Annotated in this window: 19 protein-coding genes; 13 read left to right on the top strand and 6 right to left on the bottom strand. The window is 63.4% G+C overall.

Annotation, left to right across the window (positions count from 1 at the left end; translation table 11 throughout):
- Positions 1 to 40: 40 nt before the first annotated feature.
- On the top strand, positions 41 to 2203 hold the full coding sequence (locus ACTT2I_RS03560; protein WP_421100627.1) for a glycoside hydrolase family 3 N-terminal domain-containing protein: 2163 nt from the start codon (positions 41 to 43) through the stop codon (positions 2201 to 2203).
- A 106-nt stretch (positions 2204 to 2309) separates the two neighbouring features.
- Here the strand turns inward: ACTT2I_RS03560 and ACTT2I_RS03555 are convergent, their stop codons facing one another.
- Positions 2310 to 3317, bottom strand: coding sequence for a LacI family DNA-binding transcriptional regulator (locus tag ACTT2I_RS03555; RefSeq protein ID WP_293984176.1), 1008 nt, complete (start codon positions 3315 to 3317; stop codon positions 2310 to 2312).
- 95 nt (positions 3318 to 3412) lie between these two features.
- Between ACTT2I_RS03555 and ACTT2I_RS03550 the strand changes: the two genes are divergently transcribed.
- Genes ACTT2I_RS03550 through ACTT2I_RS03530 form a run of 5 tightly spaced genes read left to right on the top strand, consistent with a single transcriptional unit; the run spans position 3413 to position 8047 of the window.
- Positions 3413 to 4465: a sugar phosphate isomerase/epimerase family protein gene (locus ACTT2I_RS03550; RefSeq protein ID WP_421100628.1), complete on the top strand. Its 1053-nt coding sequence runs from the start codon at positions 3413 to 3415 to the stop codon at positions 4463 to 4465.
- Between the two features lie 26 nt (positions 4466 to 4491).
- Positions 4492 to 5709 (top strand): nucleoside permease, encoded by a 1218-nt coding sequence (locus ACTT2I_RS03545; RefSeq protein ID WP_421100629.1) that lies wholly within the window; start codon positions 4492 to 4494, stop codon positions 5707 to 5709.
- A 12-nt stretch (positions 5710 to 5721) separates the two neighbouring features.
- Positions 5722 to 6846 (top strand): Gfo/Idh/MocA family protein, encoded by a 1125-nt coding sequence (locus ACTT2I_RS03540; protein ID WP_421100630.1) that lies wholly within the window; start codon positions 5722 to 5724, stop codon positions 6844 to 6846.
- A 19-nt stretch (positions 6847 to 6865) separates the two neighbouring features.
- Positions 6866 to 7732: a sugar phosphate isomerase/epimerase family protein gene (locus ACTT2I_RS03535; protein ID WP_421100631.1), complete on the top strand. Its 867-nt coding sequence runs from the start codon at positions 6866 to 6868 to the stop codon at positions 7730 to 7732.
- 18 nt (positions 7733 to 7750) lie between these two features.
- On the top strand, positions 7751 to 8047 hold the full coding sequence (locus ACTT2I_RS03530) for a c-type cytochrome (RefSeq protein ID WP_421100632.1): 297 nt from the start codon (positions 7751 to 7753) through the stop codon (positions 8045 to 8047).
- Between the two features lie 7 nt (positions 8048 to 8054).
- Here ACTT2I_RS03530 and ACTT2I_RS03525 read toward each other — a convergent pair whose 3' ends face one another.
- From ACTT2I_RS03525 to ACTT2I_RS03505, 5 genes are all read right to left on the bottom strand, one after another.
- A complete protein-coding gene (locus ACTT2I_RS03525; protein WP_421100633.1) occupies positions 8055 to 8798 on the bottom strand; it encodes a 3-keto-disaccharide hydrolase in 744 nt (247 codons plus the stop codon).
- 14 nt (positions 8799 to 8812) lie between these two features.
- Positions 8813 to 9388, bottom strand: a complete 576-nt coding sequence (locus ACTT2I_RS03520; RefSeq protein WP_421100634.1) for a gluconate 2-dehydrogenase subunit 3 family protein — start codon at positions 9386 to 9388, stop codon at positions 8813 to 8815.
- The gene (locus ACTT2I_RS03515; protein ID WP_421100635.1) at positions 9388 to 11073 is read right to left on the bottom strand and encodes a GMC oxidoreductase; all 1686 of its coding nucleotides are present in this window, start codon (positions 11071 to 11073) and stop codon (positions 9388 to 9390) included. The genes ACTT2I_RS03520 and ACTT2I_RS03515 overlap by 1 nt, the downstream gene beginning before the upstream one ends.
- A 26-nt stretch (positions 11074 to 11099) precedes the next feature.
- Positions 11100 to 11996: a hydroxypyruvate isomerase family protein gene (locus ACTT2I_RS03510; RefSeq protein WP_421100636.1), complete on the bottom strand. Its 897-nt coding sequence runs from the start codon at positions 11994 to 11996 to the stop codon at positions 11100 to 11102.
- A gap of 232 nt (positions 11997 to 12228) precedes the next feature.
- Entirely contained in the window at positions 12229 to 12522 is a 294-nt protein-coding gene (locus tag ACTT2I_RS03505; RefSeq protein WP_421100637.1) for a hypothetical protein, read from the bottom strand.
- A 753-nt stretch (positions 12523 to 13275) separates the two neighbouring features.
- On the opposite strand from ACTT2I_RS03505, the gene ACTT2I_RS03500 reads away from it, so the two are divergent.
- From ACTT2I_RS03500 to ACTT2I_RS03470, 7 genes are all read left to right on the top strand, one after another.
- Positions 13276 to 13662: a helix-turn-helix domain-containing protein gene (locus tag ACTT2I_RS03500; protein WP_172407555.1), complete on the top strand. Its 387-nt coding sequence runs from the start codon at positions 13276 to 13278 to the stop codon at positions 13660 to 13662.
- Positions 13662 to 14879: a type II toxin-antitoxin system HipA family toxin gene (locus ACTT2I_RS03495; RefSeq protein WP_172407554.1), complete on the top strand. Its 1218-nt coding sequence runs from the start codon at positions 13662 to 13664 to the stop codon at positions 14877 to 14879. The genes ACTT2I_RS03500 and ACTT2I_RS03495 overlap by 1 nt, the downstream gene beginning before the upstream one ends.
- 612 nt (positions 14880 to 15491) lie before the next feature.
- Positions 15492 to 16633, top strand: a protein-coding gene (locus ACTT2I_RS03490; RefSeq protein WP_087986239.1) for an IS3-like element ISStma9 family transposase whose coding sequence is annotated in 2 segments (ribosomal slippage) — positions 15492 to 15729 and positions 15729 to 16633 — 1143 coding nt in all. Because the reading frame shifts where the segments join, the coding sequence is not laid out codon by codon here.
- A gap of 129 nt (positions 16634 to 16762) precedes the next feature.
- The gene (locus ACTT2I_RS03485; RefSeq protein ID WP_443096786.1) at positions 16763 to 17638 is read left to right on the top strand and encodes a hypothetical protein; all 876 of its coding nucleotides are present in this window, start codon (positions 16763 to 16765) and stop codon (positions 17636 to 17638) included.
- 243 nt (positions 17639 to 17881) lie between these two features.
- On the top strand, positions 17882 to 18250 hold the full coding sequence (locus tag ACTT2I_RS03480) for a hypothetical protein (RefSeq protein WP_319623682.1): 369 nt from the start codon (positions 17882 to 17884) through the stop codon (positions 18248 to 18250).
- Between the two features lie 91 nt (positions 18251 to 18341).
- Positions 18342 to 19592: a TolC family protein gene (locus tag ACTT2I_RS03475; RefSeq protein ID WP_319623683.1), complete on the top strand. Its 1251-nt coding sequence runs from the start codon at positions 18342 to 18344 to the stop codon at positions 19590 to 19592.
- Positions 19589 to 20824: an efflux RND transporter periplasmic adaptor subunit gene (locus ACTT2I_RS03470; RefSeq protein WP_443096785.1), complete on the top strand. Its 1236-nt coding sequence runs from the start codon at positions 19589 to 19591 to the stop codon at positions 20822 to 20824. The genes ACTT2I_RS03475 and ACTT2I_RS03470 overlap by 4 nt, the downstream gene beginning before the upstream one ends.

Genomic DNA, 20824 nt, shown 5'->3' with positions numbered 1-20824 from the left:
TCTTTTCATAGCCTCATGTAACCGATTTCATGAGGCTCCAATGACATCCCGTATCGATGCGCTGATGGCGCAGATGACCATCGAAGAAAAGGTCGGCCAGCTCAACGTCACGGCCGACATGGTTCGCCCCTTCGTTCCGGATATCAATCCGGTCGCCAATGAGCAGAACGCCGGACAGGTGCTCGAGCTCATCCGCCAGGGCAAGGTCGGCGCCCTGTTCAACGGCAGGGGCCGGCAGGGTGCGGTGGCGCTGCAGCGGGTGGCGGTGGAAGAGAGCCGCTTGGGCATTCCCCTGATCCTGGCCGCCGACGTGATCCATGGCATGGGCACGGTGTTTCCGATCCCGCTGGGCGAGACCGCGACCTTCGAACCGGACTTGGCGCGCCGGACTGCCCGCGCCACCGCCGTGGAAGCGACCGCCGCAGCGATTCACTGGACGTTCGCACCGGCCATTGACGTGACCCGCGACCAGCGCTGGAGCCGCGGCGCCGAAGGCACCGGCGAAGACACGCTGCTTGCGTGCCGGTTTGGTGCCGCACGCGTGCAGGGGTTCCAGGGCGACGACCTGCGCCGCGAGGATGCGCTGCTCGCCACGGCCAAGCACTACGTTGCCTACGGCGCCTGTCTGGCGGGCCTGGATTACAACACGGTCGATATCGCCCCGCAGACCTTGCAGGATGTACATCTGCCCCCGTTCAAGGCGGCAGTGGATGCCGGCGTCGGCAGCATCATGACCGCGTTCAACGATATCAACGGCGTACCAGTCAGTGCCAACAAGCCGTTGTTGACCGACCTTCTGCGCGGCGCGTGGCGGTTCGATGGCGTCACCATTTCCGATTACACCTCGGAAATGGAGCTGGTCGCACACGGCTATGCCGAGGACATGCAGGACGCGGTGCTCAAAGCCTTCATGGCCGGCCTCGACCTCAGCCTGCAGAGCGGCCTGTACCTGCAGCATCTCCCTTCGCTCGTCCGCGATGGCCGCGTGCCGATGTGGCGCCTGGACCAGGCGGTCCGGCGCATGCTGGAACTGAAGGAGCGCACCGGCCTGCTGGACAACCCGTATCGCTCGCTGGAGATGGACGATGTCTCCGACGCATGCCTTGCGCGGCATGAGGAGCTCGCGCGCGAGTCGGCGCGGCGCTCGATCGTGATGCTCAAGAATGCCGGTGACGTGCTGCCACTGGCCAGGACCGGGCAGCGCATCGCGCTGATCGGACCGTTCGCCCGTGACCGCGACAACATCGAAGGCTGCTGGACGCTGTTCGGCGATGCCGATCGGTACGTTTCGCTTGAAGAGGGCCTGCGCGACGCGCTTGGCGACATCACGCAGCTGGAGATTGTCGACGGGTGTGGCATGGAGGACGCGATCGACGGCGGTCTGGCACTCGCCGTCCAGGCCGCCCAGCGCGCGGACGTGGTGATCCTGGCCGTGGGCGAGCCGCAGCGCTACTCCGGCGAGGCGCAATCGCGCATCGAGATCGTGTTGCCTGCCGTCCAGCAACAGCTGGCCGATGCGGTCGCCGCCGCTGGCACCCCCGTGGTGGCCTTGGTCCGCAATGGCCGCGCGCTGGCCCTGCAGGGCGGCGTGCGGGATGCCGATGCCGTGCTGATCACCTGGTTCCTGGGCTCGCAGACCGGCCATGCCATCGCTGACGTGCTCTTTGGCGATTACAGCCCGTCAGGTCGCCTGCCGGTGTCCTTCCCGCTCGCGTCGGGGCAGCAACCTTACTATTACAACCATCCGCGCACCGGCCGTCCCGAACTGCCGGAGATGAAGGAATTCAAGACACGCTGGCGCGAGATCCCGCATGAAGCGCTGTACCCGTTCGGGCATGGCCTGACCTACGGCAAGGTTAAGTACGGCCCCACCCGGGTGGACGCCGCGGTGCTTCGGCGGGGCGAGTCGGTCCGGGTCAGCGCGCGCGTGCGCAACCTCGGGCAGCGGACCATCGAGGAGGTCGTGCAGTTGTATATCCACGACCGGGTCGCCAGCCGGGTCCGGCCGGTCCGTGAGCTCAAGGGCTTCGACAAGGTCACCCTGGCTGGTGGAGCGTCGCTGGACGTCGCTTTTCTGTTGAACGAATCGATGCTCGAGTTCACCGGCGTGGATGGCATCCGCCGTGCCGAAGCGGGTGTATTCGATGTGTGGATCGCGCCGTCCTGCACGAGCGGCGAGGCGGTGCAGGTCACCCTGGCCTGAGCCGAATCCATCCGGGCGCATCGCTACCCCTGCCTCTCATCCAACCGTGCGTGACACCACCGGCGCCACCGTGCCGCGGCAGCCGCATGCCGCATGCCGCTCTGCCTCAGCTCCGTCCGGGCGAAGCCGTCGAGCCCCGCAGCATCAGGCTGAAATCCAGCGTCTGCTGAAGCGGCACATCGACACGCTCGATGATGGCGAGCAGCAGGTTGACCGCGCGGGCACCGATCTCCCGCATCGGTTGCCTGATGGTCGTCAGCGGAGGCGTGAGATACCGCGACGATGCCAGGTCGTCGAAGCCGACGACAGACAGCTCACCCGGCACCTGGAGGCCCAGATCCCGGCAGGCCGCCAGCACGCCCAGCGCCATCTGGTCGCTGAAACAGAACATCGCGGTCGGCACGGGCGCGCGCGCCAACAGCGCCATCCCGGCCGCGTGACCGGATTCGACGGAAAAGTCGCCGGGCACGACGCTGAGCTGGCGCAGGCGGCCGCGCGCCTTGGCGGCGGCCCGGACGCCTTCCAGCCGTTGCTGGTGCAGGGGATTGTCCGGCGGCCCACCGACCACGGCAATCCGCTCGTGCCCCAGCCCGTACAGGTGCTCCATCACGGCGCGTGCGGCGGCCGCGTTGTCGATATGGACGCTGGGGATGCCAAGTGCGGGATCGAACTCGCAGCCATTGACCACCGGCGCGGCAGCCCCCTGCTGCTGGACGATCGCGCGTGCCGTGGGCGGCAGGCGATGGCCCAGCACGATCAGACCGTCGGCCTCGTTGCGCCGGAGCATCTGCGCGTAGCGTTCCTCGCGCTCGGGCAGGTTCTGGGTATCGCCCAGCAGGACGGCATAGCCAACCGCCTGCGCCGCCTCCTCCGCGCCCTGCAGGATCTGGGCGAAGAACGGATTGGCGATGTCCGGCACGGTGACCAGGATCTTGCCGCTGCGCTGGGTCTTGAGTGTCCTGGCAACCGTGTTGGGAACATAGCCCAGCGCGGCCGCCGCCTGTTCGATGCGCGCGCGCGTGGCCGGCAGGACTTTTTCCGGCCGGGACAGCGCCCGCGACACCGTGCCGGCGGAAACACCGACGTGCTTTGCAATGTCGTAGATGGTGGCCATGGCGTTACCTCTTCCTTCCGCTGTGCAGTGCACAACAGGTCTTTCGAATGCCCCTGCTAGGATAATGCAATCGATTGCATTGAGGGCGAATCATCTTGAAAACGCTCAAGGGTCCAGCACTGTTCCTGGCGCAGTTCATCGGCGACACACCTCCCTTCGATCGGCTGGACACGCTGGCCGGATGGGCCGCGGGGCTCGGCTATTCTGGCGTACAAGTGCCTACCAGCGCTCCGGCGCTGTTCGATCTGGCCGAAGCTGCGCGCAGCCAGACGTACTGTGACGATGTCACCGGCATGCTGGAAGGACATGGGCTGCGGATCACCGAGCTGTCCACCCACCTGCAGGGGCAGCTGGTCGCCGTCCATCCGGCCTATGACAGCCTGTTCGACGGATTCGCGCCACCGGACAAACGCGGTGATCCCGCGGCCCGCCAGGCCTGGGCGGTGGAGCAACTGCTGCTGGCCGCCAAGGCCAGCCAGCGCTTGGGCCTGACCGCGCACGCCACGTTCTCTGGCGCGCTGGCATGGCCCTACTTCTATCCCTGGCCGCAACGACCGCCGGGGTTGGTGGACGAAGCCTTCGCCGAACTCGGCCGCCGCTGGCGCCCGATTCTGGATGCGTTCGACACCTGCGGCGTGGACCTGTGCTTCGAGATCCACCCGGGCGAGGACCTGCATGACGGCGCGACGTTCGAGCGCTTCCTCGAGGTGGTGGATCACCATCCCCGCGCGAAGATCCTGTACGACCCCAGCCACCTGCTGCTGCAGCAGATGGACTACCTGGGCTTCATCGACCGCTACCACGATCGCATCGGCATCTTCCACGTCAAGGACGCGGAGTACCACCCCAGCGCGCGCAGTGGCGTGTATGGCGGTTACCAGGAGTGGATCGATCGTCCTGGGCGGTTCCGCTCGCTCGGGGACGGCCAGATCGACTTCAAGGCGATCTTCTCGAAGTTCGCGCAGTACGACTTTCCCGGCTGGGCAGTGCTGGAGTGGGAGTGCTGCCTGAAGCACCCGGAGGACGGCGCGCGCGAGGGCGCCGCCTTCATCCGCGACCACATCATCCACGTGACCGGGCGCGCTTTCGACGACTTTGCCGACAGCGGGACCGATCCGGAATCACTACGCCGCATGCTGGGGATCTGAGCCTTCACTGCCTGGGAGGGCAAACCATGACGCACACCATGTCGCGCTTGGGCGCGATGATGTTTCTGCAGTTCTTCATCTGGGGAGCATGGTTCGTCACCCTGGGAACCTATCTCGTCCAGGGCCCGCTTCAAGCCAGCGCCAGCCAGGTGGCGACAGCTTTCCTCAGCCAGTCCATCGGTGCCATCGTGGCGCCCTTTCTGGTCGGGCTGATCGCCGATCGCTACTTCGCGGCGCAGCGCATCCTCGCGGTCCTGCACCTGGCCGGCGCGGTGCTGATGTGGCTGGCGTCAACGGCAACCACCTTCAGCATGTTCTCCGCCTGCGTGATGGGCTACATGCTGCTGTTCATGCCGACACTGGCACTGGCCAACAGCGTGGCGATGCGGCACATGCAATCGCCCGAGAAACAGTTCCCGCTGGTGCGGGTGGCCGGCAGCGTCGGCTGGATCGTGGCCGGCGTGCTGATCGGCTGGCTGGGCTGGGAACAGGCGCACGGGCTCGAGCTGACCTTCCGGATGGCGGCGATGGCGTCGCTGGCCCTTGGCCTGTATGCGTTCACCCTGCCGCACACGCCACCCCTGGCGCAACAGCGTGATGCCGGGCTCGGGCAGATCCTGGGGCTGGATTCGCTGCGGCTGCTGAAGTCGCGATCCTATCTGGTGTTCTTCCTGGCATCCATCGCGATCTGCATCCCACTGGCGTTCTACTACAACTTCACCAACCCGTATCTCAATGACCTGGGCGTGCGCGGCGCAGCGGGCCTGCAGTCGCTGGGCCAGGTGTCCGAAGTGCTGCTGATGCTGGCGATGCCGCTGCTGTTCGTGCGGCTCGGGGTGAAGACCATGCTGGCGGTGGGCATGGCCGCGTGGGTGGTGCGTTACGTCATGTTCGCTTTTGGCGATGCGGGCGGCGGCTTCACCCTGCTGGTGATCGGCATTGTGCTGCACGGCATCTGCTACGACTTCTTCTTCGTCACCGGCCAGATCTATACCGATGCGCATGCCGGACCGGCCGCGCGCAGCAGCGCGCAGGGGTTCATCACGCTGGCCACGTATGGCGTGGGCATGTTGATCGGCACGTTCCTGTCCGGGGCGGTGGTGGAGCACTTCACCACCGACGCAGGGCCCGACTGGCAGCAGATCTGGCTGTTCCCGGCAGGCGTCGCGCTGGTCGTACTGATCGCCTTCCTGTTGCTGTTCCGCGACCGGCCAGTGGTCGCGGCCACATCGTCCACGCCCTGAGGACCGCAGCTGATGCCAAAACCTGGAATCGCCATCATCGGCACCGGCATGATCGGCGCGGTGCATCGTCGCGCGGCGCTGCTGGCCGGTGCCGAGATCCGCGGCGTGGCCGCCTCGTCACCGCAACGCGCACGCGACGTGGCGCAGGCATGGAATGTCCCGCGCGCCTATCGGGACATCGAGGAGGTGGTCGCCGATCCACAGGTACAGGTCGTGCATGTCTGCACGCCCAACCATCTGCACCGTCCCATGGCACAGGCCGCACTGGAAGCCGGCAAGCATGTGGTCTGCGAGAAGCCGCTGGCCACCACGCTGGAAGATGCCAGGGCGCTGGCGTCGCTGGCCGCGGCGGGCGGACTGGTCGCCACGGTGCCCTTCGTCTACCGCTACCACCCGGTGGTGCGCGAGGCGCGTGCACGCATCGCCGACGGCGAACTCGGGCCGTTGCACCTGATCCACGGCAGCTACCTGCAGGACTGGCTGCTGGACCCGGCCAGCAACAACTGGCGCGTCGATCCTGCGCTGGGTGGCGCGTCGCGCGTGTTCGCCGACATCGGCTCACACTGGTGCGACCTGGTGGAGTGGGTCAGCGGCGAGCGCTTCGCCGAGGTCAGCGCAGCATTCGACACGGTGATCGCCGAACGCAGCACCGGCACCGGGCAGAGCTTCACCACCGCGGTGGCCGGCAGCGCGATGCAGCCGGTCCGCAGCGAGGACGTGGCGGCGGCGATGTTCCGTACCGGCGCCGGTACGCTGGCGTCATTGACCGTCAGCCAGGTGTCGGCCGGACGCCACAACCGGCTCTGGTTCGAGATCGATGGCGCCAGGGCCAGCGTGGCATTCAACCAAGAAGATGCCGAGCGGCTGTGGATCGGCCGGCCCGACCAGCGCGAGGAAACCTTCGTGCGTGGGCCGGGTGGCGGCAGTGCCGAACAGCGGCGCCTCTCGGTGTTGCCGCCTGGCCATGCGCAGGGCTACGGCTACTGCTTCGAGGCGTTCGTCGCCGACACCTATCACGCCATCGACGGCGAGCGGCCACAGGGCCTGCCCACCTTCGAGGACGGCCTGCGTTCGGCGTTGATCGTCGACCGCGTGATTGCATCGGCCAGGTCCCGTGCCTGGACCACCATCGGTTGAATCCCGGGAGGATGTGTTGATGAAAATCGCTACGCGCAGGACCACCACCCTCGCACTGCTGCTGCTCGCTGCCCTGCCCGCCTTCGCAGGCGCCCCGGCCGGTCCACCGCAGCCCATCGCTGTGCAGATGTACACGCTGCGCGACGCCGGCACGCTCGACCAGCAATTGAAGATCGTGCATGACGCGGGCGTCGGCGCGGTGGAGACAGTGGGTACCCAGAACGTCAGCGCTGCCGAACTCAAGCAACTGCTGGACCGCTACTCGATCAAGGCAATTTCCTCGCACGTGCAACTGGCCGATCTGCGCAGCGACCTGGGCGGGGTAGTGGCCTTCAACCGCTCGATCGGAAACACCACCCTGGTGGTGCCGTACCTGGACAAGAAGGATCGGCCGACCGATGCCGCAGGCTGGACTGCACTGGGCCAGGAACTGGGCCGGATCGCGGCGCAGGCAAACGCCCAGGGGATGCGCCTGGCTTACCACAACCATGATTTCGAGCTGGTCGATTTCAACGGCAAAACCGGCCTGGAACTGCTGTTCGCTGCCGCCGGGCCCGACCTGAAGACCGAACTGGACCTGGCCTGGGTAGCCCGTGCGGGCCACGACCCGGTGGTGATGCTGGGCAGATTCCGTGGCCACGTGTTCGCGGTACACGCCAAGGACAACGCACCCACCGGCCAGGCCGAAGACGAAGGCGGCTTCGCCGCTGTTGGCCAGGGCGTGCTGGACTGGAACGCGATCCTGCCTGCCGCCGCGGCGGCGGGCGTGCAGTGGTACATCGTCGAGCACGACCAACCTCGTGATCCGGCCAAGGTCATCAAGACGGGCGCCGACTACCTGCGCCAGCACCTCACCGCTACGTTGCCCGCCAGCTCACCCCGCTAGCCCACCAAGGAGCCTCTCGTGAACAAGATCCTGACACTGGCCCTGGCGCTATGCGGCGCGGTGCTGGCCCCCGCAGCGTGGTCCAAGGATGACCCGGCCGCTGGTGCACAAGTCTATGCCGTGCACTGCACGGCCTGCCACGGCGCGAATCGGGCCGGCATTCCGCCGACGTTCCCCGCACTCACCGATGTCGCCAAGCGGCTGCAGCCGGCGCAGATCAAGGAAAAGATCAGCAAGGGCGGCGGCTTGATGCCGCCCTTTTCCCAGCTGTCGGCACAGGAAATCGACAATCTCGCCAGTTACCTGGCGAAATAGGCGTCCACTACAGCTCCCGCACCCAGATGTTGCGGTAGCTGACGTTGGAGTCGTGTTCCTGCAGGTAGATCGGCGCACACCCATGGGGTGCGTATGAAGGCGCGCCGATGTACTCGGTCTTGCCCGCCAGCACGGTGTCGTCCTGTACCAGCACGCCGTTGTGCAGGACCGTGATGCGCGCGGGCGACACCAGCCCACCGCCGGGTGAGAACCGAGGTGCCTTCCAGAGGATGTCGTAGGCCTGCCACTGCCCCGGTGCGCGCGAGGCGTTCACCAATGGCATGGCCTGCTTGTAGATGGAGCCGGCCTGGCCATTGGCATAGGTCGGGTTGTTGTAACTGTCGAGCACCTGCAGCTCGTAGAGCTCCTGCAGGAAGATGCCGCTGTTGCCCCGGTCCTGGCCCTCAAAGCCCGTAATCTCGACAGGCGTGCGCCATTCGACATGCAGCTGCACGTCGCAGAAGCGCTGCCGGGTGCGGATGCCCTTGCTGCCCGGAACCACCGTCAGTGCGCCATCGGCCAGGCGCCAGGGCACGCGTCCGCCCTGTTCCGACTCCCAGGCGGAGACATCCTTGCCATCAAACAGCACGATCGCATCGGAAGGGGCCTTTCCCGGGGGCGTGGCCACGCTCGCGGGCACCGGCGTCCAGACCTCGGTCTGCTTCGGATCGCGCGCCGGGTCGGCAGCGGCCTGCGCGAGCGCCGGTGCGGCAACCAGCACGGCGGCGGCGATCAGCACAGGCTGGATCATTCTGTTGCGCTCCATCAGCTGGTCCCCCACGCCGGCGTACCGGGAACATACGCCAGGTCGCCGTCATAGCACCCCGGCACGGCGACGTACTGCAGCACCTCGGTCGCGCCCACCTTCGAGGTGAAGAAACCGAAGATGGCCAGCTGCTTGAACATCGTGAAGTAGTGCGGCATCGGTTCTCCTTCCTCGGCGGTGCCGGTTTCGCTCACCTCGACCGCGTGCTTGCGGGCCTCTGCATCCAGCGCGCGCAGCAGCTCGGTGCGTGCCTGCGGCGCGAGCGAATCAAAGCGCCCGCCGGCGCGTTTGCTGATGTCGGCCAATCCCGCGCGGAACGTCGCCTGCTGCCGGGCGGTGTAGCAGTCGCTGACGAACGTCGCCATGAACGCACCGGCGCCTGCGTCTTTCGCTCCGGGCGTTTTCGTCCGCGGCAGGATGGTCTCAGCAATCTCATCCAGTGTGCCGACATCGGCATCGGAGAACAGGCCTTTCGCCGTCGCGGCCGGGGGCTGTGCCTGGCCGAGTGCGGGCAGGCCAATCATCGCCGCGCCGGTGGCGGCGACGATCATCTTCAGCAGTTCGCGGCGGTCCATCAGAGATTCCCCGCTTTCAGTTCGCGTACGGCATGGTCGGCGGCCCGCGCCGTCAGCGCCATGTAGGTCAGCGACGGATTCACACAGGCGCTGGAGGTCATGCAGGCACCGTCGGTCACATAGACGTTGGGCGCATCCCAGACCTGGTTGTGCTGGTTCAGCACGGACGTCCTGCGGTCACGTCCCATGCGCGCGGTCCCCATTTCGTGGATGCCCTTGCCGGGGGCGTAGTCGTTGTCGTGCATCTCCACGTCCTTGACGCCGGCGGCCTCGAGCATCTCGGCGGCATCGGCGGCCATGTCCTTGCGCATGGCCAGTTCGTTGGCGCGCAGGGAGACATCCATCGCCAGCACAGGCAGTCCCCACTTGTCCTTGCGGTCCCTGTCCAGGCGGATCGTGTTGTCGTGGTGCGGCAGCACTTCGCCGAAGCCGGTCATGCCGATGCGCCAGTCGCCCGGCACGGTCAGCGCCTCCTTCAGGTCGGCACCGATGTTCAGCTCGGCGATCTCGCGCGACCATCCCGTACGGCTGGCACCGCCCTGGTAGCCGAAGCCGCGCAGGTAGCCGCGTTTGTCCGCCGCCACGTTGCGGAAGCGGGGAATGTAGAAGCCGCAGGGACGACGGCCGAAGTAATACTTGTCCTCATAACCCTCGACCCGGCCCGAGGCGCCCGCACCGAAATGATGGTCCATCACGTTGTGGCCCAACTCGCCCGACGATGCGCCCAGCCCGCCCTCCCATACATCGGTGGCCGAGTTCATCAGCAGCCAGGTCGAGTTGAAGGAGGAGGCGTTGAGGAAGATGACCTTGGCCGTGTACTCATAGGTCTGCCCCGTCTCGGCATCGATGACCTCCACCCCGCGCGCACGCTTGCGGTCCTTGTCGTAGAGCACTTCCTTGACGATCGAGAACGGCCGCAAGGTCAGGTTGCCCGTCTTCATGGCCGCCGGCAGCGTCGCCGCCTGTGTCGAGAAATACGCGCCGAAGGGACAGCCGAGGATGCACTTGTTGCGGTACTGGCAGTTGACCCGGCCCTGCTCGGGCATCGGCTGGGTGATGTTGGCCGTGCGCGAGTGGATCATGTGCCGGGTGCCGCCGAAGGCTTTCCTGATCCGCGCGGCCACGTCCTTCTCGACGATGTTCAGCGGGATCGGTGGCAGGAACTGGCCGTCCGGCAGGACGTCCAGCCCTTCGCGGGTGCCGGCGATCCCGGCAAACTTCTCCACATGGTCATACCACGGCGCGATGTCGGCGTAGCGGATCGGCCAGTCGGTGGCGATGCCGTCCTTGAGGTTCGCTTCGAAATCCAGATCGGAGAAGCGATAGCTCTGCCGGCCCCACATCAGCGACCGCCCGCCGACGTGGTAGCCGCGGAACCAGTCGAAGCGCTTGGTCTCGATGTAGGGCGATTCCTGCTCGTCGGCCCACATGCCCTGGAGGTTCTCAGCCAGCGCGTAGTCGCGCATCAGCACCGGGAAGGCGGCCTTCATCGCCTGGGTTGGCCGGTTGCGGTGCGGGAAGTCCCACGGCTCCTTCATCGCATTGACGTAGTCCTTCACGTGCTCGATGTTGCGGCCACGTTCCAGCATCAGGACCTTGAGGCCCTTCTCGGTCAGTTCCTTCGCCGCCCAACCGCCACTGATTCCCGAGCCAACAACGATGGCGTCGTAATGATTGTCTGCCATGGATCTCTCACCTGGTGGATATCGTTTCAGACGTCGCAGAGGCGGATCGCCTCGCGCAGCGAGCCGACGGGATCCGGTGCGGCAGGCATGAATTCCTGCGCCAGATACCCATCGAAACCGGTGTCGCGGATCGCGCGACAGATGGCGGGGTAGTTGAGTTCCTGCTGGTCCCCGATCTCGTGCCGGCCAGGCACGCCCGCCGTGTGGTAATGCTTGAAACAGGCGTGATCCCTGCCGATGGTGGCGATGATGTCGCCCTCCATGATCTGCATGTGATAGATGTCGTAGAGCAGGCCAAAGTGGTCCGAGCCGAGCCGCTGGCACAGCGCCACGCCCCATGCGGAGGTGTCGCACAGGTAGTCGGGATGATCGACCTTGGAGTTCAGCAACTCCATCACCAGCACCACGCCGCGTTTCTCGGCGTGCCCCAGGATGCGCTTGAGGCCCGCTTCTGCATGGGCCATGCCCTCCTGGGGATCCATGCCGTTGCGGTTGCCGGAAAAACAGATGAGGTTGCGGTAGCCCGCATCGGCCACCAGATCGATGTGCCGCGTGTAGCGCTGCACCAGTTGGTCGTGGAACTCACGGCCGGCAAAGCCCTTGGTGAGGCCCAGCTCCGCGCCGTTGCACATCGAGCTGTATACGCCGTTGGCCTTCAGTGTGGGCCAATCCTCCGGGCCGACCAGGTCAATGGCGGCAAAACCAATCGTCTTCACCGTCGTGCAGAGCTGCGCGACCGACAGCTGCGGGAAGGTCCAGCGGGCGACCGAGTGCTTCAGATTGCCCTTGAGCGGCGCGGTGGCTGCAAATGCCGGCAGCATGGACACAGCGCCCAAGCCAAGGCTCCCGGCGACTGCCATGCGAAGCGCATCACGCCGCGTGAGCCCCGGCGCCGATGGCGGTCTGATGGAATGGATGGACATCCGCCTTCCTGCCTCCTGGTATCAAACGCTGACGAACTGCCGCGATGCAATCGATTGCACCATAGAGGAGGAACGGTTTTTTTTGCAAGACGCGGTGCACGAAAACGCATGCTGCGGGGCACAACGCGCGTGATGGCTGTCGTCGTGTTCGTGCGATGCGAGGGCGGCGTGCCACGCAATCACGCTCACCGGGCTGCGGGAGGACAGCTGCCGCCGCGCGGCAGGCACCTTCTCATCGCCAGCGATGCATCGCCTGGCGCAGCTGCTCGCGCGCCTCCGGGTCGGCCTCGATCATGCGTCGCAGCGAGCGATAGACATACGCGCGGCAGAGCCCCGGCCAGGCGACCAGCAGATAGACCGCGCCGGCGATCAGCCACGCATTCGGTGCCTGCTTCATCAGGCCGGTGTAATCACCGGTCGCGGCCACTGCCAGGATGACCAGCAGCACCCAGCGGAACCATCGCCAGAACCGCATTCCCCAGTCGACATTGACCACGTGCTTGAGTTCCTGGTCCGTCAGCCGCATGCCGTCACTCCTCCCTTGAGTTGTGACCCATCGTGCCATGGCTACGGGCAGAAGACAGGCCTCAAACCGGCAGGAAGCAGAGCTTCCCGTGCAAAAAAGAAAAACCCCAGCAAGCACAGCGGCTTACCGGGGTTTCTGTTTGCATCCGTAAAAATCAGAAATCAAAAGGGGTCTATCCACCAATGCTCCGGAAAGACACCATTTACCCCTTTGAAATCATTGGCTTAGATAAATAAACACCACAACTGGCTATACCCTTTTGTCACGAATCATCCCTTGGCGGCCCCACCGCGGCTTCAAACGCAACAAAATTGCTCCAATCATTAGGAGCCACCTATACAAAGCGTATGAGCCGCTCAGAGCTGTTGAACGCTCAACCACCCGCGCGATAGTCCGGCAGGTTGGGCTGGTGCCTCGACTGCCAGTCGCTACCGGAACAGACTCCGCACGTCCGCGCGTTGAATGTAACTAGACTCATGTCAGAACACTGGAGGAGCTCGCCCTGGATCGCTGACTGGATCCGAAGAGGCACACGCAGGAGGCGTCCCGCGGCGCCAAATTGGGGCTAGAGCTCCAGGGAGCTCAGATCGCGCGAGGTGAACCTTGCCGCCGTGGCATCATTGAGCCCGTCTTGTCACACAAAGATACGAAATGTCCATTATATTGGACATTTCGTATTCGTTGTGACGTATTACGGACCTTGACCTGACCGTTTTTACGGACACCTGGTCAATCATGTGTATAATAACGGACATGAAAGATGTCATCCTCCTCCGCCTTGCTCACCAGATCCGGAGCATGCGCGTCCAGCGTGGCCTAAGCCAATCGGCCTTAGCTGCCGCCGCCAGCGTGAACCGAAAAACGATCATCGAGCTGGAGAAGGGTGCAGCCGGGATCGCGCTCGGTACCGTGGTGGCGGTGTTGGAAAGCATGGGCGGCGAACTAAGCGTAGTGCCTGCCTCCAAGCCCACCACGGTAGAACTGCGGTCGCTGCTCGGGCTGGCGCCACCTCATGCCATGTACGGACATCACGCGCCTGGGAAGAAGGTGGCCGCAGACAGTGCCGTGCAAGGTCCCCGTCGGCGGCGCGTGACCGCTAGTGGCAAGACCGAGCCGGGCCAGCCGATAGGGAGCAAATGATGGTCAAGCGCACAAGCATGACGGTGTCCACGCCCCAGGGTCTATCGGGGCAGTTGGACTACGTGGGCTACTACGCCTTCAACTACGCGCCAAGTGCCCTACCCCCCTCCGCTGTCTCGTTGGGTATGCCCGTACGCATGGAGCCGTATGAAGACAACGAACTCATGTCCATCTTCCAAATGAACCTTCCGGAGGGCCATATGCTGGAGATGCTTCAGCGTCGGTTTGGGAAGACATCCACGCTTGATCCCATGCTCCTTTTGGCGATGGCGGGTGGTGAAGCTGGCATTGGCCGTGTCTTTGTCACAAGCCCTGAGTTCACCCCCGGTGCGGCGATGGGCATTGAACTTTCTCAGTTGCTGGCAGACCAAGGAACAGGCGATTTGTTCCAAGAACTGACCGACGCCTACCTGATGCGGTCAGGCGTCTCTGGCATGCAGCCGAAGCTTCTGGTCCCAGAGCAATCAGGGGCAGTATTCGGAAAGGCACTTCTGCCCACACGAGAACTCATCGTCAAGACCGAAGGCGCCCACTTCCCCGGTTTGGCCATCAACGAATACCTATGCATGTCCATCGCCAAGGAAGCTGGTATTCCGGTACCGGATTTTTTCCTTTCAGCAGACAATAAACGATTTGTCATGCGGCGATTTGATCGCACGCAGGCAGGGGCACCAATAGGCTTTGAGGACATTGCGGTCCTTGCGGGACTCAACGCAAGCTGGAAGTACAGCCTCAGCTATGAGCAGGTTGCCCAGATACTCAATGCCTACTGCTCGGTGGAGCATCGGCGGGCGGCGTTGGCGCAGCTATTCGACCAAGTCGCACTGTCAGTATTGGTCGGTAACGGTGATGCGCACCTGAAGAACTTCGGCGTGACCTACGAGAATCCTGCACAGGACACCGTGAAAATGTCGCCGGCCTACGATATCGTCTGTACCACCTGCTACCTTCCCAGTGATGTGTTAGCGCTGACCTTGAATCACCAGAAGGGTCTGTTGGCAGCAAGGGTGGATTTGGAAGATTTTGGGAAGAATAGCTGCAAGGTTGTCGACCCGCTCGCTCGGATCGCCCGGCTGGTGGAGGCTATGCATGTGGTCATGTACACCGAAAGCGATCGAATTGACCAGGTCCCAGGGTTACGACAATGCTTCGAACCTTCGCTAGCGCGGTTCGAAAAATTGGTGACCGGGCACCCCCCGTGCTTGCTCGACTCGTAGACCACCCACTGGCCGGCAACGATTGGCCTAGTTCCAATTACAACGCTGACACTATGCCGGTGCAGGTCCATTTGTGTATGAGGGCCTGCTACTAAACGGAGTGCGGCAGACGGAGGAGCCATGCAGTGCGCTTTCCGCTGCCGCGGCAGCTGGAAAAACTCCGAGCACCCGCTACCTGATCAACTCTCAGATGCTGTCTAGAGACATCCACAGCCCAGCGCGATCTACCATCGATCCTTTCTAGGCCAATACTCACTTTGCCCCTGAGCGCGGGTCAAGGCCTCTTTGAGCGCCTGAACTCTAGCCTCCGTAGCGCCGTCTTCAATCAGATCTTCGCAGGCGCTCTCAAGCGCCCAATACACGCGGGCCGCCTTGTTGATGTAGTCCAGCCAGCTGTCCAGCTCCTTGGACGCCGGGAGAGTTGAAGCGTGTACGTGTTTCGCAAGATCGGCGGACATATCTCGTAATGCAGTTGCCAAATCCCAGGAGTCAGCGTGCGTAGACATGAGCAGGGCACCTGTTTTAAAACGCTTGGAAGAATGTGCTACTTGAATCGCCCAGGGTTCCGTAGACACCTCGCAGCCATAAACTATGGCTTAGGCGGAGGTGGTTATGAGCACGAAGCGGTACACCGATGAGTTCAAGATCGAGGCGGTACGGCAGATTGTTGAGTACGGCCGTCCGGTAGCGGAGGTTGCCGAGCGACTGGGCGTGTCGATCCACAGTCTTTACGGCTGGAAGCGGCAACAAGGCAAAGGCGATGTTGGCCGGCGTGTCGAGCAGGACCAGAACGCGGAAGTGCGCCGCCTCAAGGCTGAGCTACGCAGGGTCACTGAAGAGCGAGACATCCTAAAAAAAGCCGCCGCGTACTTTGCAAAGGGGTAAGAGCAAAGTACGCCTTCATGAAGCAACACGCAGATGAGTTCGGCCTCGCGGCGATGTGTCGGATGCTTGGCGTCCATCGCAGTGGCTACTACGCCTGGCTAAAAGAGCCGGCAAGCGCTCGCGACAAGGACGATCAGCGATTGCTCGGCCTAATCAAGCACAGCTGGCTGGAAAGCGGCTCTGTGTATGGCCACCGCAAAGTGACCACAGATCTGCGCGAGCTTGGCGAGACGTGTAGTCGTCATCGCGTGGCACGCTTGATGAAGAGCGAGGGGCTGCGGGCAATGGTCGGCTACGGTCGGCGACCACGCCCATTGAGCGGCCCTGTTGGATCAGTCGCCAAGAACGTTCTGGCTCGCGGCTTCAAAGTCAATGAGCCAAATCGCGCGTGGGTCACGGACATCACCTACATCCGCACGTACGACGGCTTCCTGTACTTGGCGGTAGTGCTTGATCTGTTTTCGCGTCAGGTCGTTGGATGGGCAACCCGACCAACTCAACATACGGACCTGGTTTTGCAGGCGCTATTGGCCGCAGTGTGGCGGCGCAAGCCAAGCCCCGGGCTTCTGCTTCACTCCGACCAGGGAACCCAGTTCACCAGCGAAGACTGGCAGAGCTTCCTGCGCGAGCACGACATCGTGTGCAGCATGAGTCGACGAGGAAACTGCCATGACAACGCAGCGATGGAGAGCTTCTTCCAGCTACTGAAGCGGGAGCGTATTAAGCGGAGGATCTACAGCAATCACGACGAGGCACGGGCCGACGTCTTCCAGTACATCGAGATGTTCTACAACCCAAAACGGCGGCACAGTTCCAACGACGGGCTGTCCCCGGTAGAGTTCGAGAAGCAGTACGCACTAAACGGCTGACGACTGTCTACAAAACCCTGGGCGATTTAAACCAATCTAGGCCGTATCAGCATTTTTAACAGTCCCAGTGGAGAATCTGGTACAGCTCACGGTGTAGGAATCACGAACGTTGTACGCATCAGCGTGGATATGAGCGAACCAATTACGCTCAACGAAGCAGCTACCCGCATACTCGTGATCCTAAGATTCCTAACAATGCTAAGTGGTCGACACCAGACAGCACACCAGTTCACTGCACGAAGGTTCTCGCAGGACGAGCTTTCTTTGCCGGACACGGTTCACGTATGCATGGCACGCGCGTCTTCCGTCGAGAAGCTTCCCACATCGCTTCGATTTGACCTTCCACTAGACGCGGCAACGCGAACAGTAGAGTTCTGCAACGTCATGTCATCCTGGATCGCAAGGGATCCCAAGAGGCTCGCCGCACGGGTACAGCACGCTAACGGCATAGAGTACGGAAACCGTTACACCACCAATCGCCTCGTAGCAGCGGCCAACATGTTCGATCTTCTTCCCAAAGAAGACTGCCCACAACCGCCAGAGTTGCCTGACCGTCTACTGGCGGCTGCCAGTCAGACAAGGCTGCTATTCCGGGATCTCCCCGTCTCACCACAACGCGACTCAATGCTCCAGGCCCTCTCAAGGCTCGGCAGCTCGACACTTACATCAAAAGTTAAACATCGGGGCGAGATCTTACTAAACAGTCTGGAACCGTGGTTTCCGGAACTTCTGCAAGTTCTGAGACTGGCAGTGAAGTGCAGGAACTACTTCGTGCACGGCCCTTCCGGCGATCTCGACTATGAAAAAGTTTATCCCTTCCTCCCTTTCTTCACTGAGACACTGGAATTTACATTCTCTGTATCTGAGCTAGTAGAATGCGGCTGGGATGTCGAGAGGTGGTCTAGAGCAGGACATACAATGAGCCATTCCTTCACAGAGTTCCGTGCGTCCTATCGCGAGAGGGTTAAGGCACTAGAAGTAGCTGGACTTGTTAGAGGGAAATAGCGCACTTAGTTTAGGCGAGCGTGACTGAATCGCCCAAGGGGCCGAGGGTAGACACCGCCCACCCTCGGGGCCGGCTATCGGCCAGAACCGGACACCTTGGGCGACCACGCCTGAGGCAGGGTCGATCGGAGCGGGCTTGAGCGACGCGTTCCTCGAGAGGCGAGTCTATATTGGAGCAGGCCGCGCTCCCCCCCAACTCAACGCTCTCGACAACCCAGGTTCGGTACGACTATTCTTCATTTCATGTCCGCCTTCTCGGCCCGCCACCGTCGACTCATCCGGTTCAGCATTTTTGTGCTGATGCTGTTGAGCGTTGTTGTTCGGCCGATTGTGATCCAGCAGGGCGAGCTCCACACTGCCGAGCACGACATCGCTGCAACGGCGGAGCATGGGCACTCACACGCCCCTGGACATGGCGACAACGTAGATCCGAAGCATGCATCAGGCGTCCACAGCGTCCTTCACCAGGCTGATGTGAGCTTTGCCGGCATGCTGGTGTCCTCGAATCTGAACCTGGCTACGGTTCCGCCGGCATCTTTGTTGCCCGGCCTGCACTCCGTTGATGAGCCCTCCGGCCATCGCGGCTCACCTTTCAGACCTCCGATCGTCTAACGACTCCTGCCGCGCTGTAGCGGCCTGAGAGCGCTGTCCACCAAATGGTGGCCGGCAGCGCGTCGTCATGACCATTTGTCGGAGATTTTCCGTGAAATTACGTAGTTTGTGGGCGCTGGCCTTAGCCGGCGCCTGCGGTGTGGCCGTGCCTGGCCACGCCGCTGAAGTGCTGCGCCTGGAGGATGCGGTTGCCCGTGCCCTGGGCACTCATCCCCGCGTCCAGGCAGACGCCGCTCAACTGGAAGCTGTCAGAAGCCGTGCGGGCCGGGAGGCATTGCCTACGCCGCTCGTCCTTGGCGGCGAGCTTGAGAACGTGGCTGGCTCAGGTGGCCTGAGCGGCTTGGACGCCGCGGAATCCACCTTTCGCGTCTCCAAGGTTCTGGAACTAGGTGGGAAGCGGGCAGCGCGCCAAGCGCTCGGCGGCGCCGAGGTGGACGCCGCCCGAAGCGAAGCGGACGTCACCCGTATCGCTATCGCCACCTTGGCCGCGGGGCGCTTCGTCGACGTGCTGGCCGCTCAGGAGCATGTCGAGCACGCCGAAGAGCGCATCAAAATGGCCCAAGCCATGCGTCGTGAAGTGGCCCGCTGGGTAGCGGCCGCCCGCAATCCGGACTCGGACCTGAGATCCGCCGAGATCGCCCTGCTTGATGCCGAGTTGAAGCGGGAGCAGGCGTTGCAGGCCCTGGAAGGCGCGCGGATGTCGCTGGCGGCCATGTGGAGGGCGCCCAGCCCGGATTTCGGCTCGGTTGCAGGGGATACCGGGGTCCTTCCCCCTCTGGACGATTTTGATGATCTGAGCCTACGCCTCGCCACGACACCACAGCAGCGGGCCATGGAGGCCCAGGCCGGGGTTCTGGGTGCAAGAAGGGAGATCGCCCGGGCCAGCGCCAAGCCGGATGTCAGCGTTGGCCTCGGCATTCGCCGACTGGAAGCCACCAAAGACAGCGGCCTGGTGATGTCCATCGCTGTCCCGTTGGGGAGCCGGCGGCGATCGGACTTCTCCGTCGCCGAAGCAGACTACGAGCTGACCTCGCTCAAATACAGGCGCGAGGCGCAAATGCTGGAGGTGCGTCAGGAGCTGTTTGGCATCTACCAGCAGCTCAAGCAAGCGCAGTCCGAAGTGGAGTCAGTGCGCCAGCGCCAGTTGCCAAAGGCCAAGCAGGCCTTTGATCAGAGCCGCAGAGGCTTTGAGGAAGGACGCTTCTCCTTCCTGGTACTAAGCCAGGCGCAGCAGAGGCTCTTCGACCTTCGCGAACGGGAAGTCGAATCCGCCGCCCGCTATCTCCGTCTCCTGGTCGAGGCCGACCGCCTCACTGCTTCTGCCCTGGACATCCGCCCATGAACCGATACGTATTCTTGATCCTGCTCCCCTTCGCCTTGGCTGCATGTGGCGGCAACGAACCGTCGCAGGGAGACAAGCCTGAAGCCACTGCTGCGGCCGCAGGCGATTACGAACGAGGGCCGCATCGCGGGCGCATGCTTCGCGACGGCGACTTCGCCCTTGAAGTAACTGTTTACGAAACCAATACCCCGCCGCAGTTCCGGCTGTATGCCTATCGCAACGACAAGCCGCTGGCACCTGGCGAAGTCAAAGCGACGATGCAACTCAAGCGACTAGACGGCGAAATCAACAACTTCAGCTTTGTTCCAGAGAATGATTACCTGATGGGCAACGGGGAGGTGGTTGAACCGCACTCCTTTGACGTCAAAGCCGACGCGGTGGTGGGTGGGAAGAACTACACCTGGGCATACGCCTCGTACGAAGGGCGCACCACCATAGATCCGAAAGCGGCTGCCGACGCAGGTGTCGTGGTTGAGTCCGCTGAACCAGGGGTCATCCGGGACACTGTCGCCCTTATGGGGAACGTCGCAGTCGACACCGGTCGATTCGCTGCGGTGAAGGGACGCTTCCCGGGCGTGGTCCGCAGTGTGGCGGTCGAGATGGGACAACGCGTCTCGGCCGGTCAGACGCTGGCCACGGTGGAGGGCAATGACAGCATGCGGACCTACTCCGTCACGGCGCCTTTCAGTGGTGTCGTGCTCGCACGCAACACGGCGGTAGGAGATGTCGCTGCCGACAACACGTTGTTCGAGATTGCTGACCTTTCTGAGGTCTGGGTGGATCTGCGTGCGCTGGGAAGCGACGCCGAGCGCCTGTCCCCGGGCCAAGCGGTAACCATCCGTTCGGCAACAGGTGGTTTGGAAGCAACGGGAAAGCTGCAGGGCCTCCTGCCGCTGGCCAGCGCGAGCCAGACCGTGGTGGCACGCGTGGCCCTTGCCAACAGCGAAGGCAAGTGGCGACCGGGAATGGCCGTATCCGCCGAGGTCGTCATCGCGGAAACGGAGGTTCCTTTAACGGTAAAAGAATCGGGCCTTCAGCGTTTCCGGGACTTCACCGTGGTGTTCGCCCAAGTGGGCGACAGCTATGAGGTGCGGATGCTTGAACTGGGTAGGCGCGATGGCGAGCGCGTGGAGGTTCTGAATGGGCTCAAGCCGGGAACCCGGTACGTCTCCGAGCAGAGCTATCTGATTCGTGCCGACATCGAAAAGTCCGGCGCAAGCCACGACCACTAA

Source organism: Stenotrophomonas sp. PUT21, from assembly GCF_052232875.1.
In the GTDB taxonomy this organism is placed as follows: Bacteria; Pseudomonadota; Gammaproteobacteria; order Xanthomonadales; family Xanthomonadaceae; genus Stenotrophomonas; species Stenotrophomonas maltophilia_N.
The sequence above is the reverse complement of the archived record's forward strand: the minus strand, read 5'-3'. Positions and strand labels throughout refer to the sequence as shown.